Below are 12,492 nucleotides of genomic sequence, written 5' to 3' on the forward strand. Positions count from 1 at the left end.
AGTCGCGGCAAGCGTGTTCCGCATGGGCCAAGCGCATGGTGCCATGCCGCGGCGGCGGTTCGGCCCTCGCCCCACGGAATTTGCGGCGAGCTTTTTTGCCGAATCCGATTCCGGTTTGTTCTCGTCCGTTAAGAATTGTGGCGGAGATGAGCTGTGGACGAACGAGTCCTGGCTTGTGGACGGACTCGCGACCCCGTTGCGCAGATTCCGCAAATCACATCACTTGATCCGCGACAGGCCCGCGCTGATCCGAGGGATCGCAACAGCGACTCCGAGGGGATTGCAAAGGCTGATCCGAGGGACGCCGCAGCGACGTTTAGGGAGTGCGCGCCGGGCCCAACCGCGTGCGTATCAAAGACAACAAGAAGGCAAGAGGTCGAGACGGCATGTCCCTGCTCGAAGGCACTATCGATTCCAGAAACCATCCGCTCGCGGTGGTCGAGGACATCGCCGCCAGCAACAACTGGCCGTTCGAACGCTCCGGCGAGGACGAGCTCACGATTGTCTCCAAGGGACAATGGACCGACTACCAGCTCTCCTTTACCTGGATGGGAGAGATCGAGGCGCTGCATCTGGCCTGCGCCTTCGACATGAAGATTCCGCCCGCGCGCCGCGGCGAGGTGCAGCGGCTCGTCGCCGCCGTGAACGAGCAGCTGTGGGTCGGCCATTTCGACCTGTGGACCACCACCGGCATGGTGATGCACCGCCAGGCCCTGGTGCTGCCGGGCGGCCTCACCGCCTCGCCGGCGCAATGCGAGGTCATGCTTGCCGGCGCCATTCATGCCTGCGAGCGCTACTTCCCGGCGTTCCAGTTCGTGGTGTGGGCCGGCAAGAGCACGGCGGAGGCGATGGACGCGGCAATGTTCGATACGGTCGGAGAAGCGTAGGGCCTCCCAAGGCGCGAGGGCGGCAGCTCCCTCCCCACGTCATCCCGGACAAGCGCGCCCAAAGCGCGCGCAGATCCGGGATCCAGACCGCGTGATTTCGCTTGTGGCACAACGCTTGTTGCTCTGCCCTCCGTCCATTAGAACGGCCTGTGGTTATGGGTCCCCGCCTTCGCGGGGACGACACCGAGTATTTGGCGACACCGATGGCGAACAGCACCCTCCAAAACGTCACCGGCACAATCCTGCTTGCCGGCGCCGGCAAGATGGGAGGCGCGATGCTGACCGGATGGCTTTCGGGCGGACTCGATCCGCGCCGCGTCGCGGTGATCGAGCCGCACATTGCGCCCGAGATCTCCGCGCTGGCCGCCAAGGGCGTCGTGCTCAATCCTGATGTGAGCGCCGCCGGCGCCGTCGAGACGCTGGTCGTGGCGGTGAAGCCGCAGATGTTCCGCGAGGCCGGCGCCAAGCTGAAGCCGTTCGTCTCGGAGAAGACGTCGGTGGTCTCGATCATGGCAGGCACCACGATCGCCTCGCTCCAGGAGGTCTGTGGCGGCGCCGTGGTGCGCGCGATGCCGAACACGCCGGCAGCGATCGGCCGCGGCATCACCGTCGCTGTTGCCGCGAACAACGTCAGCGCCGCGCAGCGCGCGGTGGCGGATGCGCTGCTGCGCGCCACCGGCTCGGTCGAATGGGTCGAGGATGAAGGATTGATGGACGCGGTCACCGCCGTGTCCGGCTCGGGCCCGGCCTATGTGTTCCTGCTCGCTGAGGAGCTCGCCCGCGCCGGCGTCGAAGCGGGATTGCCGGAGGCGCTGGCGACCAAGCTCGCCCGCGAGACCGTCGCCGGCTCCGGCGAGCTGCTGCACCAGTCGGAGCTGCCGTCCAGCGCCCTGCGCCAGAACGTCACCTCGCCCGGCGGCACCACGGCCGCCGCGCTCAGTGTGCTGATGGGCGAGCCGGGCCTGCGCGAACTCATGATCCGCGCCATCGCCGCGGCCACGCAGCGGTCGAAGGAATTGGCGAAGTAGACGGATCAGAGCGCTTCGGCGGCCGAATGCGCGGCGATCCCGGTCGTTGCCGATAGGGAGAGCAATCGTGAACCTCTACGCGAAACTTCTCGAACGACAGGCCGAGCGGCGCCCCATCAAAATCGGACTGATCGGGGCGGGCAAGTTCGGCGCAATGTATCTCCATCAAGTCCTGCGTACGCCGGGCGTCCATCTCGTTGGAATTGCTGACCTGTCCCCATCGCGTGCCCGCGAAAACCTGTACCGGGTGGGGTGGCGCCCGGAGCAGTTCGCCGCGACCTCACTCGGGGATGCTCTCAAGTACGGCACGACCTTCCTGACCGACGACTGGGAAGCGCTTGTGAAGTGCGAAGGCATCGAGGTGATCGCAGAGTGCACCGGCAATCCTGTCGCGGCGGTCGAGCACTGCCTCGGCGCCTTTTCTGCAGGCAAGGCCGTCATCAACGTGACCGTCGAAGCCGACGCCTTCTGCGGACCGATCCTCGCGCAGAGAGCCAGGCAGGCCGGCGTGATCTACAGCCTGGCCTATGGCGATCAGCCGGCTCTCGCTTGCGACCTCGTAGATTGGGCGAGGGCCTGCGGTTTTCCCGTCGTGGCAGCGGGCCGTGGCCACAAATGGCTGCCGCATTACCGGGAATCGACGCCCGAAACGGTCTGGGATCACTGGGGATTGTCTGCAGAGCAAGCTGCGCGCGGGGGCATGAATCCAAAAATGTTCAACGCGTTCCTCGACGGCTCCAAGCCTGCGATTGAATCTGCCGCGATCGCGAACGCAACCGGCCTGGAGGCGCCCTCGCATGGCCTTGCATTCCCACCGGGATCGGTCGACGACATCCCCACGCTGATGCGCCCCCGTTCGGAGGGCGGCATCCTGGAATCCAAGGGCCAGGTCGAGGTCGTATCCTGCCTGACGGCCGAAGGCAGGCCCATCCCCAACGACATCCGCAAGGGCGTGTGGGTCTGTTTCGAAGGCGACAGCGATTACATCCGCAACTGTTTCCAGGAATACAGCGTCGTCACCGATCCGAGCGGTCGTTACATGAGCTCCTACAAGAAGTGGCATCTCATAGGGCTGGAGCTTGGAATTTCAGTTGCCTCGATCGCTCTGCGCAATGAGGCGACAGGCGTCGCCACGACGTTCAACGCCGATGTTGCTGCCACAGCCAAGAAGGACTTGCGCGAGGGAGACATGCTCGACGGAGAAGGTGGCTACACCGTCTTCGGCAAACTGACGCCCGCCAGCACCTCCCTTGAAAAGCGCTATCTGCCACTCGGGCTTGCGCACAATGTGCGATTGACCAAGGCGGTAGCCAAAGACACCTGCATCACCTGGGCGGATGTGGCGATTGACGAGAGGCTGTCTGCCGTGCGTCTCCGCAGGGAGCAGGAAACGTCGTATTCGTCTCCAAAAGCGCGGAAGCTGGATTAGGCGAAATCCACAGCCGCGTTAAGCCCCGAGCCGCTTGTTGAACATCTCGACATTGACGAGCCCGCGGGCGTGGCGGCCTTCGCCGAGCTTGCGCGGGCCCTCGAATGCCTCAACCTCGAAGCGAATGACGCGGCGCTCGACCGCGACCACCTTTGCAGTGGTCCGCACGGTCGCACCGACGAGCGCGGCGGCAAGATGGCGGATGTCGACCTCGGTACCGACAGTGACCCAGCCCGGCTGAAGCGCTGAGCGGATCGCATCACCCGATGCCATCTCCATCTCCAGGATCATCATCGGCGTCGCGTAGACAAAAGGCATGCCTGACACGAAATGCCCGACGGTGCGCTCCACCGGGACCACCAGCGTGCGCTCGGCGCTCATGCCTGTTGTGATGAAGTCGCGTGCGTCCATGGACCCCTTACACTCAGTGTCGTCCCGGACAAGCGCGCCTTAAGCGCGCGCAGATCCGGGACCCATAACCACAGGATCAAGTTTGGCGAAGGCTCGGAGTTACCAGCTGGCCCAATACCACTCCCTGTGGTTATGGGTCCCCGCCTTCGCGGGGACGACAGCGGTGAATGCAGAACCGTCGACCGCTACTTCTTCGCCGCCGCCGCACGCTCCACGAAGGTCTTGCCGCCCTTCATCTTGTGACGGAGCGGGGCTTCGTTGATCTGGATGACGACGGCATCGGCATCGACGCCGAGATTCTTCACCAGCGCCTGGGTGATGTCGCGCATCATGCCGGCCTTCTGCTCGTCGGTACGGCCTTCGGCCATGCTGATGGTGATCTCAGGCATTGTTCTCTCCCTGCTGCTGTCGTCATGGCCGGGCTTGTCCCGGCCATCCACGTTCTCTTCTATCAAACAAGACGTGGATGCCCGGGACAAGCCCGGGCATGACGCGGCCTGCGAATAGCTAGCCCCACTTCACGTCATGGCGGCCCAGGACCTCGCGCACTTTTGCGACGAGATCGGCTTCGCTGCACGAGAACTGCGCCGGCCGGGTCTCGCGCCATTCCTGGTTGGAGGCGATCGCAGCGGCCGCCTTGGCGCCCTCGATCAGGTCCTTGACCTGCACTTCGCCGCGCGCCTTTTCATCCGAGCCCTGGATGATGACGCAAGGTGAGTTGCGGCGATCGGCATATTTGAGCTGGTTGCCCATGTTCTTCGGGTTGCCCAGATAGAGCTCGGCGCGGATGCCCGCGGTACGCAAGCTCGCGACCATCTTCTGGTAGTCGGCCACGCGGTCGCGGTCGAACACGGTGACGACGACCGGGCCGAACTCGGGCCGCGTGTCGAGCTTGCCGAGCAGCGTCAGCGCGGCCTGCAGCCGCGATACGCCAATCGAGAAGCCGGTTGCCGGCACCGGCTCGCCGCGGAAGCGCGAGACGAGGCCGTCATAACGCCCGCCGCCACCGACCGAGCCGAAGCGCACCGGGCGGCCCTTCTCGTCCTTGGTATCGAGCAGGAGTTCGACCTCGTAGACGGGACCGGTGTAATATTCGAGGCCGCGCACGACCGAGGGATCGATCTTGATACGATCCGCACCATAGCCCGAGGCCGTGACCAGTTTTGCAATCTCTTCCAGCTCGCTGACGCCGGCCTGACCGACTTCGCTCTTGGCGAGATAGGTTTCTGCCGCGGCAATTGCTTCTCTCCAATCCTCGCGCGGCTTGGTGATGGCGAGAACAACATCGGCTTCCGCCGCACTCAAATTGGCGCCTTTGGTGAAGTCGCCCTTGCCTTCCTCCCCGCCATCCCAGCGTCCGGGACCGAGCAGCTTGCGCACTTCATCGGCGGAAAACTTGTCGAGCTTGTCGATCGCGCGCAGCACGGTCAGTCGGCGCGCCGCATTGTCCTCACCAGCGAGGCCAATGGCTTCCAGAACGCCGTCGAGCACCTTGCGGTTGTTCACCTTCACCACGTACTGGCCGCGCGCGATGCCGAGCGCCTCCATCGTGTCCGCCGCCATCATGCAGATCTCGGCGTCCGCCGCCGGCGTCGCCGAGCCGACGGTGTCGGCATCGAACTGCATGAACTGGCGGAAGCGGCCCGGGCCGGGCTTCTCGTTGCGGAAGACGTAGCCGACGCGGTAGCTGCGATAGGGCAGCACCAGACCGTCGGTGCCGTAGCGCTCACCGACATAGCGCGCGAGCGGCGCGGTGAGGTCGTAGCGCAGGCTGATCCATTGCTCGTCGTCGTCCTGGAACGAGAACACGCCCTCGTTGGGGCGATCCTGGTCCGGCAGGAATTTGCCGAGCGCGTCGGTGTATTCCATCGCCGGCGTTTCCACCGGCTCGAAACCGTAGAGTTCGTAGACGGCGCGGATCTTTTCGACCATCTCGCGCGTCGCCCGGATCGCGGCAGGGTCGCGATCCTCGAGCCCGCGCGGCAGGCGCGCCTTCAGTTTCTGGGGTTTTTTGGGTTTCTCGGCCATGCGGGCGTTTACCAGCCGCGGCGCGGGGCGGCAACTGCCCTACGGCTGCTCCATTCGCGCCCGGAGCGCGTCCGCGTCGGCCTTCGGCAGCGATTTCAGCGTCGGCTTGATGGTCTCGCCGCCGACGATCTTGCCGTTGCGCATGAACATCCAGTCCGAGATGTCGGCCTCCGCGAACTTGACCTTATCGCCGGCTCGCTTGCCCGGCAGATCGCGCGGCTCGTTGGCGAAGACGCCGGTCAAGGTCCCGTCGGGCAGCTTCTTCACCTCACCGATCCAGATGTGCTCCCCGCCCTTGCGGGTCGTAAAGCGCACCTTCAAAGCGTGACCAGACTCGGACGGCTTGGGCGATTCATAGGAGGCCCAGAAGGTCGGCAGCGAGCCGCGGGCGCGAGCGATCGCGGTGTTCATCTCGGGATCGCCGGTGCGCACATCGACGATCGGCGAGCGGTCTTGCGCAGCAACCTCGTGCGTCGGGCCGACGGTCAGGATGCCGAAAACGCAAACGCCGGTGATGGCGGCGAGAACGACCCATTTCATGGGTTGGGAGAGCTTTGTTGCCATGATCGCGATGTCCGGGACGCTTGTTGTGTCCTGGCTTTGTCGCACGTCGGCAGCAGCACGTTCAGTGCGCAATAAGCCACAAACGTTGCGCTTTTTACCCTCCCCTGGAGGGGGCCCGGGACGAGCGTAGCTCGCCCGTGGTCGGCTCGCATCTGAGCGTAGCGAAGATGAGAGACGGGGTGGGGTGAGGGTCTCTCCACATCGAACACTGCCCGTGTTGAGAGATCACCCCACCCCGCTCGCGCTGCGCGCGATCGACCCACGGGCGAGCTACGCTAGTCCCGGACCCCTCCAGGGGAGGGTGATCAAAACACCTTGCGGATCCAGTTGTGGGGATCGTTGGTGCGGCCGTACTGGATGTCGACGAGCTGCTTGCGCAGGCCCATGGCGACGGGGCCGGCGGCGCCGCCCGAGATGTCGAAATCGCCGCTGACCGAGCGCACCTTGCCGATCGGCGAGATCACCGCGGCGGTGCCGCAGGCGAAGGCTTCCTTCAGCCTGCCTGAGGCCGCGTCCTTGCGCCACTGCTCGAGCGTATAGGGTTCTTCGCGCACCGTCTTGCCGGCGTCGCGGGCGAGCGTGATGATGGAGTCGCGGGTGATGCCGGGCAGGATCGTGCCGAGCGGCGGCGTCGACAGCGAGCCGTCCTCGAACACGAAGAACACGTTCATGCCGCCGAGCTCCTCGATGTAGCGGCGCTCGACCGCGTCAAGGAAGACGACCTGGTCGCAGCCGTGCTGGATCGCTTCGGCCTGGGCGCGCAGGCTCGCGGCATAATTGCCGCCGCATTTGACCGCGCCGGTGCCGCCGATCGCGGCGCGCGTGTAGTTCTCCGACACCCAGATCGAGACCGGCGCGGGCCCGCCCTTGAAGTAGGAGCCGACCGGCGAGGCGATCACCGCAAAGATGTATTCGGACGACGGCTTGACGCCGAGGAAGGTCTCGCTCGCGATCATGAACGGCCGCAGGTAAAGGCTGCCTTCGCCGCCCGGCATCCAGGCGCGGTCGATGCGCACGATCTGCTCGACCGCCTCGATGAAGACGTCTTCGGGCAGCTGCGCCATCGCCATGCGATCGGCCGAGTCCTTGAAGCGGCGCGCATTGGCGTCGGGACGGAACAGGTTCACCCCGCCATCGTCGCGCTTGTAGGCCTTCAGGCCTTCGAAGATCTCCTGGGCGTAGTGCAGGACCGCGCCGGCGGGATCGAGCTGGAAGTTGGCGCGTGCCTCGATCTTCGCCTCGTACCAGCCGCCCTTGGCCTGGTTGTAGCGGACGATTGCCATGTGATCGGTGAAGACCCGCCCGAAACCGGGATCCACCAGCTTGGCGACGCGGTCCTTCTCGGGCGTCGGATTGGATGCGGGCTGGATGTCGAATGTCATGCTCATGTCCTTGCCTCCCGCTGCCGGTGGCGGCGCTGTTTCTCGCGCCCGCCTGCCCGTTCGGGCCCGGCTGGCTTGATTGGTTTCTGGCCGGACCGCCGCCAGCCATGTTACGGCCGGTTTCCGCAGCCAGCATGTCATCGAGGACATGCTTTTGCGGAAGGCGGAAGTCCAGTATGTTTTGCCGAAATGCCGCTCGACAATCGCACGGTAGATCTGCTTCGGCCGTCGCCGCCTGTCCGGCTCTCTCCGGCCGTCCTGCTCCGATGCCACCCGGCGCGAAACGATCTAAAATTTCGTGCGGGTCGATCGTTTTGTAACATTGAACCCAAGATACGTCAATATGCCTGACATAAATTTCGCGACTCCTTCTCAAGACGCTGCCGCGCCCCGGCCGGCCGCAGGCGATGGAGGCAATTTGCGCTGGGATATCATCGAGCTGCTGTTCTTCGCCTATCGCGATTTCGTCGGCGATCCCGACCAGGAGCTGGAGGCGTTCGGCTTCGGCCGGGCCCATCACCGGGTCATGCATTTCGTCTACCGCTATCCCGGGCTCAAGGTCGCCGACCTGCTCGACGTCCTGCGCATCACCAAACAGTCGCTCGGCCGGGTGCTGAAGCAGCTCCTGGACGAGGGTTATATCGTGCAGAAGACCGGCGACAACGATCGTCGCCAGCGCCTGCTCTACGCGACGCCGAAGGGCGAGGCGCTGGTGCAGAAGCTCGCCGGGCTGCAGACCACGCGGATCACCAGGGCGCTCGCGGAGATGGGTCCGCAGGACGCCGAGACGGTCAAGCGCTTCCTGCGCGCGATGATCGACCGCGACGATCCGGACAAGGTGCTGGAGACGATCTTCGCTGCCGTCAAACAAGACGCCAAGGAGTGACCGTGCCGCTCGCTGCCACGCTCGCGCGCCCGCCGGTGCAACCGGCCGACGATGCCCCGCATCTCTTGCTGGTCGACGACGACCGCCGCATCCGCGACCTGCTCTCGCGCTTTCTTGCAAGTGAAGGCTACCGCGTCACCACCGCGGCGAGCGCCGGTGATGCGCGCTCGAAGCTGATGGGCCTGCATTTCGATCTCCTGATCCTCGACGTCATGATGCCCGGCGAGACCGGCTTCGACCTCGCCCGCTTCATCCGCACCTCGTCGTCGGTGCCGATCGTGATGCTGACGGCGCGCCACGAGGCGGAAGCCCGCATCGAGGGCCTGCAGATCGGCGCCGACGATTACGTCGCAAAACCGTTCGAACCGCGCGAGCTGGCGCTGCGCATCAACAACATCCTCAAGCGCGCCGCGCCGCCGCCGCAGGCCACGACGATCGAGAAGATCGCCTTCGGCCCCTATGTCTACCATCTCGAACGCGGCGAATTGCGCCAGGGCGAGGAGGTCATCCACCTCACCGACCGCGAGCGCGAGATGCTGCGGATTCTCGCGGAGACGCCGGGCGAGACCGTGCCGCGCAGCGCACTGACCGGCAATGGCAGCGTCAACGAGCGCGCCGTCGACGTGCAGATCAACCGCCTCCGGCGCAAGATCGAGACCGATCCCGCCAATCCGCTGTTCCTGCAGGCGGTGCGCGGCATCGGCTACCGCCTGGTGGCCTCGCCCTGAACCGCAGTGAAGCGCGCCAGATGAGCACGATAGATACCGGCCTGACGCTTCTGAAGAGCGCCGCCGGCCGCGTCTCCGCCGCGAACGGCTGGATGGGCAACGCGTTCAAGGGCTGGATGCCGACCGGCCTCTACGCCCGCGCGCTCCTCATCATGATCGTACCGATGGTGGTGCTGCAATCGGTCGTCGCTTTCGTGTTCATGGAGCGGCACTGGAACACGGTGACGCGCCGCCTGTCGGCCGCGGTGGTGCAGGACATCGCCGCGCTGATCGACGTCTACAAGGGCTATCCGCAGGACAAGGACCGCACCGAGATCCGCCGCATCGCGCAGCAGCGGCTCGGCCTCGTCGTCGATTTCCTGCCTGCCGGCGACATGCCGCCGCCGGGACCAAAACCGTTCTTCTCGCTGCTCGACCAGACGCTGTCGGTGCAGCTCGGCCGCCAGATCGGCCGCTCGTTCTGGATCGACACGGTCGGCCGCTCCAACCTGGTCGAGATCCGCATCCAGCTCGACGACGCCGTGATGCGCGTGTTCGCGCAGCGCAGCGCCGCCTATGCCTCGAACTCGGAGATCTTCCTGTTCTGGATGGTCGGCACGTCCTCGATCCTGTTGATCGTCGCGGTGCTGTTCCTGCGCAACCAGATCAAGCCGATCCTGCGCCTCGCCGATGCCGCCGAGAGTTTCGGCAAGGGCCGCGAGGCCCCGAATTTCCGGCCGCGCGGCGCGCGCGAGGTGCGGCGCGCGGCCGTCGCCTTCCTGGAGATGAAGTCGCGCATCGAGCGCACGATGGAGCAGCGCACCGCGATGCTCGCCGGCGTCAGCCACGATCTGCGCACCATCCTGACCCGCTTCAAGCTCGAGCTGGCACTGATCGGAGACAGTCCCGAGCTCGAAGGCATGCGCAAGGACGTCGACGAAATGTCGATGATGCTGGAGGATTACCTTGCGTTCGCCCGCGGCGATTCCGGCGAGCAGTCGCAGCCGACCGACATGGCGCAGGCGCTCGAGGAGCTGCGCAGCGATGCCGAGCGTCACGGCCATACCGCGACCGTCGCCTTCAACGGCCTGCCCGTGGTGACGGTGAAGCCGGCTTCGTTCAAGCGCTGCCTCGCCAACCTCGTCACCAACGCAGCGCGCTACGGCAAGAACATCGCCATCACCGGCCAACGCGATCACCGTTATTTGACCGTCACCGTCGACGATGACGGCCCCGGCATTCCCGCCCACTTGCGCGAAGAGGTATTCAAGCCGTTCCTGCGGCTGGACAACGCCCGCAACCAGGACGAAGGCGGCACCGGCCTGGGGCTCGCGATTGCCCGCGACATCGCCCGCTCGCACGGCGGCGACATCACGCTCGGTGACAGCCCGATGGGAGGATTGAGGGCGAGCGTGCGGATACCGGTGTAGGTGGGGTCTTCCCTTCTCCCCTTGCGGGAGAAGGTGGCGCGAAGCGCCGGATGAGGGGTATCTCTCCGCGCGTCCAAGCCTCATTGAATTCGCGGAGAGAAACCCCTCACCCGTCTCGCCGCTTTGCGGCGATCCACCCTCTCCCACAAGGGGAGAGGGAAAGAGTACACCTACTTCGGCAGCAGCGCCTTCAGCTTGTCCATGTCGCGCGTGTTCATCTTGAAGCCGCCGGGCATGACGATGTCACCGGGCTTCTGATCCGGCTTGCAGGCCCCGAGCCACTTGGCTTGCAGCGTCGTCGTGCTATCGCGCCCCGCCGCACCAGCAACGCCGCCTTTGGCGTGTGAGGTCGTCTTCACCGTGTAGGCCGAGTTGAAGTCTCCGGTGATCTCGGCATGCGAGGTCGTGCTGACGCCGGCGACGCTGCACTCGGAATCGCTGACATAGCCGGTCGCGGTCTTCTTGATCTCCTGCTTGGCGCAGATCTGCTTGGCCATCGGGGAGACGTTGTTGCTCATCTCCTTGTCGACGGTCTCGTCGGTGCAGTGCTGCATGGTCATCTCGGGCATGGGCGAGCCCGATGTGACCAGCTTCATCTCCCAAAGACCGGCCTTGCGCAGCGGCAGTTCGTCGGCGCTGGCGCTGCCTGCCGACAACGCGAGGCAAAGCATCGAGCCGAGCAAAGCGAGTTTGCGCGTCATGAGGGAAGCTCCCGGCTGAGAGAGGTGCGGCGCCTACGACAGCGCCTCAGTACAGTGTGCGGATCGGCCGGTCGGCGGCGCCATAAGGCACCCAGCGGCACGAGAACGAGATGTAGCCGCCCTCATAGCCCTGCACGGCCAGGAATTTCGCCACCTTGCCGTAGCGGGCGCAATGATCGACCGCGACCTGGCGCGCATCGACCCGGGTCGCCATCGAATAGGCGATGATGCCGCCGGTGTCGTTGCCCTTGAACGGCGGCACGTAATCGGCGCGCGCCGACTGGCTCGCCATCATGCCTGAGACAACCAGGCTGGCAAGAAGGCCCGCGGCCGCAATGATTCGCATTCCCGTCACTCCAATTGGCTGGCGCCAGTTTACGGTGCCGCGACGCACGTGAAAAGAACCGAACCCCTGTTGGCCGCGACACTTGGTCAAGTCCTTGCGAAGTGTTGCCGCGCTGCACTTGACCTCCTCCAACCTTCGCGGCACCGTCCGGCCTTCGCAAGACCTTAGCTGCCCGGATTGATCATGCGCGCCCCCTTCGAGAAATCGCTCCGTTTCGCCGCCGTGCTCGGCCTCATGTTCGGAGCATTGTCACTCGGCGAGGCCAGGGCCGCCAATCCGCTGGAGCTGAATTTCTGGCTGAGCGGGCCGCGCTATGACGGCGCCGTCGCCCCTTGCGACTGGGCTCTGCCGAGGATCGTGCACGAATTCGCCGAAAAGGAATCCAAGTTCTGGAATTCTTCGTTGCAGATCACCGGCTTCTCCGCCGTTCGCGAAACCGCGTTCCGGCCCTGGCAGTCCGACAACATTCCGCGCCGCTATTGCACCGGCGAGGCCATGCTCAATGACGGCAAGCCGCGCAAGGTGCATTTCTCGATCATCGAGGATGGCGGCTTCGCCTCCTACGGCAACGGCGTCGAATGGTGCGTCGTCGGGGTGGATCGCAACTGGGCCTATAACCCGGCGTGCCGCGCCGCCAAGCCCTGATTCCAGCAGCGGCTGGCTGGGCTGATCAGCCGGCCGACGACAGCTCCA

General features: G+C 65.2%; 14 protein-coding genes. 7 read left to right on the plus strand and 7 right to left on the minus strand.

Annotated features, from left to right (window positions below):
* Nucleotides 1-386 precede the first annotated feature (386 nt).
* The 3 genes from I6F28_RS18705 (at nt 387) to I6F28_RS18715 (ending at nt 3,344) form a co-directional block, all read left to right on the plus strand.
* Nucleotides 387-887: a type III secretion system chaperone family protein gene (locus tag I6F28_RS18705; RefSeq protein ID WP_036009392.1), complete on the plus strand. Its 501-nt coding sequence runs from the start codon at nt 387-389 to the stop codon at nt 885-887.
* A gap of 203 nt (nt 888-1,090) precedes the next feature.
* Nucleotides 1,091-1,915, plus strand: coding sequence for a pyrroline-5-carboxylate reductase (gene proC, locus I6F28_RS18710; RefSeq protein ID WP_036009371.1), 825 nt, complete (start codon nt 1,091-1,093; stop codon nt 1,913-1,915).
* A 67-nt stretch (nt 1,916-1,982) separates the two neighbouring features.
* Entirely contained in the window at nt 1,983-3,344 is a 1,362-nt protein-coding gene (locus tag I6F28_RS18715) for an NAD(P)H-dependent oxidoreductase (RefSeq protein WP_036009368.1), read from the plus strand.
* 18 nt (nt 3,345-3,362) lie between these two features.
* On the opposite strand, the gene I6F28_RS18720 is transcribed toward I6F28_RS18715, so the two are convergent.
* From I6F28_RS18720 to I6F28_RS18740, 5 genes are all read right to left on the minus strand, one after another.
* Nucleotides 3,363-3,755, minus strand: a complete 393-nt coding sequence (locus I6F28_RS18720; RefSeq protein ID WP_036009365.1) for a thioesterase family protein — start codon at nt 3,753-3,755, stop codon at nt 3,363-3,365.
* A 185-nt stretch (nt 3,756-3,940) separates the two neighbouring features.
* Complete coding sequence (locus I6F28_RS18725; protein ID WP_275498569.1) at nt 3,941-4,195, minus strand: tautomerase family protein; 255 nt, start codon at nt 4,193-4,195, stop codon at nt 3,941-3,943.
* A 67-nt stretch (nt 4,196-4,262) separates the two neighbouring features.
* Nucleotides 4,263-5,783 (minus strand): histidine--tRNA ligase, encoded by a 1,521-nt coding sequence (gene hisS, locus I6F28_RS18730; RefSeq protein WP_036009357.1) that lies wholly within the window; start codon nt 5,781-5,783, stop codon nt 4,263-4,265.
* A gap of 39 nt (nt 5,784-5,822) precedes the next feature.
* On the minus strand, nt 5,823-6,347 hold the full coding sequence (locus I6F28_RS18735) for a YegJ family protein (RefSeq protein WP_036009354.1): 525 nt from the start codon (nt 6,345-6,347) through the stop codon (nt 5,823-5,825).
* 305 nt (nt 6,348-6,652) lie between these two features.
* Nucleotides 6,653-7,735, minus strand: a complete 1,083-nt coding sequence (locus I6F28_RS18740) for a branched-chain amino acid aminotransferase (protein WP_036009351.1) — start codon at nt 7,733-7,735, stop codon at nt 6,653-6,655.
* A gap of 337 nt (nt 7,736-8,072) precedes the next feature.
* Between I6F28_RS18740 and I6F28_RS18745 the strand changes: the two genes are divergently transcribed.
* The 3 genes from I6F28_RS18745 to I6F28_RS18755 are packed head-to-tail and all read left to right on the plus strand — an operon-like array spanning nt 8,073 to nt 10,752.
* Nucleotides 8,073-8,615 carry a MarR family winged helix-turn-helix transcriptional regulator gene (locus I6F28_RS18745; protein ID WP_050991840.1) on the plus strand — a complete coding sequence of 181 codons (543 nt, stop codon included), beginning with the start codon at nt 8,073-8,075 and terminating at the stop codon, nt 8,613-8,615.
* Nucleotides 8,612-9,343 (plus strand): response regulator, encoded by a 732-nt coding sequence (locus I6F28_RS18750; RefSeq protein ID WP_036009315.1) that lies wholly within the window; start codon nt 8,612-8,614, stop codon nt 9,341-9,343. The genes I6F28_RS18745 and I6F28_RS18750 overlap by 4 nt, the downstream gene beginning before the upstream one ends.
* A 20-nt stretch (nt 9,344-9,363) precedes the next feature.
* Entirely contained in the window at nt 9,364-10,752 is a 1,389-nt protein-coding gene (locus I6F28_RS18755) for an ATP-binding protein (protein ID WP_036009312.1), read from the plus strand.
* A gap of 170 nt (nt 10,753-10,922) precedes the next feature.
* Here I6F28_RS18755 and I6F28_RS18760 read toward each other — a convergent pair whose 3' ends face one another.
* Nucleotides 10,923-11,453, minus strand: a complete 531-nt coding sequence (locus tag I6F28_RS18760; protein ID WP_036009304.1) for a DUF3617 domain-containing protein — start codon at nt 11,451-11,453, stop codon at nt 10,923-10,925.
* Between the two features lie 46 nt (nt 11,454-11,499).
* Entirely contained in the window at nt 11,500-11,799 is a 300-nt protein-coding gene (locus I6F28_RS18765) for a hypothetical protein (RefSeq protein ID WP_036027125.1), read from the minus strand.
* Nucleotides 11,800-11,982: 183 nt separating this feature from the next.
* On the opposite strand from I6F28_RS18765, the gene I6F28_RS18770 reads away from it, so the two are divergent.
* The gene (locus tag I6F28_RS18770; RefSeq protein WP_036027123.1) at nt 11,983-12,444 is read left to right on the plus strand and encodes a hypothetical protein; all 462 of its coding nucleotides are present in this window, start codon (nt 11,983-11,985) and stop codon (nt 12,442-12,444) included.
* Nucleotides 12,445-12,492 lie beyond the last annotated feature (48 nt).

Origin of the sequence: Bradyrhizobium sp. NBAIM14 (assembly GCF_020193895.1) — a bacterium.
Classification (GTDB): domain Bacteria; phylum Pseudomonadota; class Alphaproteobacteria; order Rhizobiales; family Xanthobacteraceae; genus Bradyrhizobium; species Bradyrhizobium yuanmingense.

Coding starts and splice junctions, on each gene's coding strand:
- I6F28_RS18760 (WP_036009304.1), bottom strand. CDS start 11,453: ATGACGCGCAAACTCGCTTTGCTCGGCTCGATGCTTTGCCTCGCGTTG.
- I6F28_RS18770 (WP_036027123.1), top strand. CDS start 11,983: ATGCGCGCCCCCTTCGAGAAATCGCTCCGTTTCGCCGCCGTGCTCGGC.
- I6F28_RS18745 (WP_050991840.1), top strand. CDS start 8,073: ATGCCTGACATAAATTTCGCGACTCCTTCTCAAGACGCTGCCGCGCCC.
- I6F28_RS18765 (WP_036027125.1), bottom strand. CDS start 11,799: ATGCGAATCATTGCGGCCGCGGGCCTTCTTGCCAGCCTGGTTGTCTCA.
- I6F28_RS18735 (WP_036009354.1), bottom strand. CDS start 6,347: ATGGCAACAAAGCTCTCCCAACCCATGAAATGGGTCGTTCTCGCCGCC.
- I6F28_RS18705 (WP_036009392.1), top strand. CDS start 387: ATGTCCCTGCTCGAAGGCACTATCGATTCCAGAAACCATCCGCTCGCG.
- proC (WP_036009371.1), top strand. CDS start 1,091: ATGGCGAACAGCACCCTCCAAAACGTCACCGGCACAATCCTGCTTGCC.
- I6F28_RS18740 (WP_036009351.1), bottom strand. CDS start 7,735: ATGAGCATGACATTCGACATCCAGCCCGCATCCAATCCGACGCCCGAG.
- hisS (WP_036009357.1), bottom strand. CDS start 5,783: ATGGCCGAGAAACCCAAAAAACCCCAGAAACTGAAGGCGCGCCTGCCG.
- I6F28_RS18720 (WP_036009365.1), bottom strand. CDS start 3,755: ATGGACGCACGCGACTTCATCACAACAGGCATGAGCGCCGAGCGCACG.
- I6F28_RS18755 (WP_036009312.1), top strand. CDS start 9,364: ATGAGCACGATAGATACCGGCCTGACGCTTCTGAAGAGCGCCGCCGGC.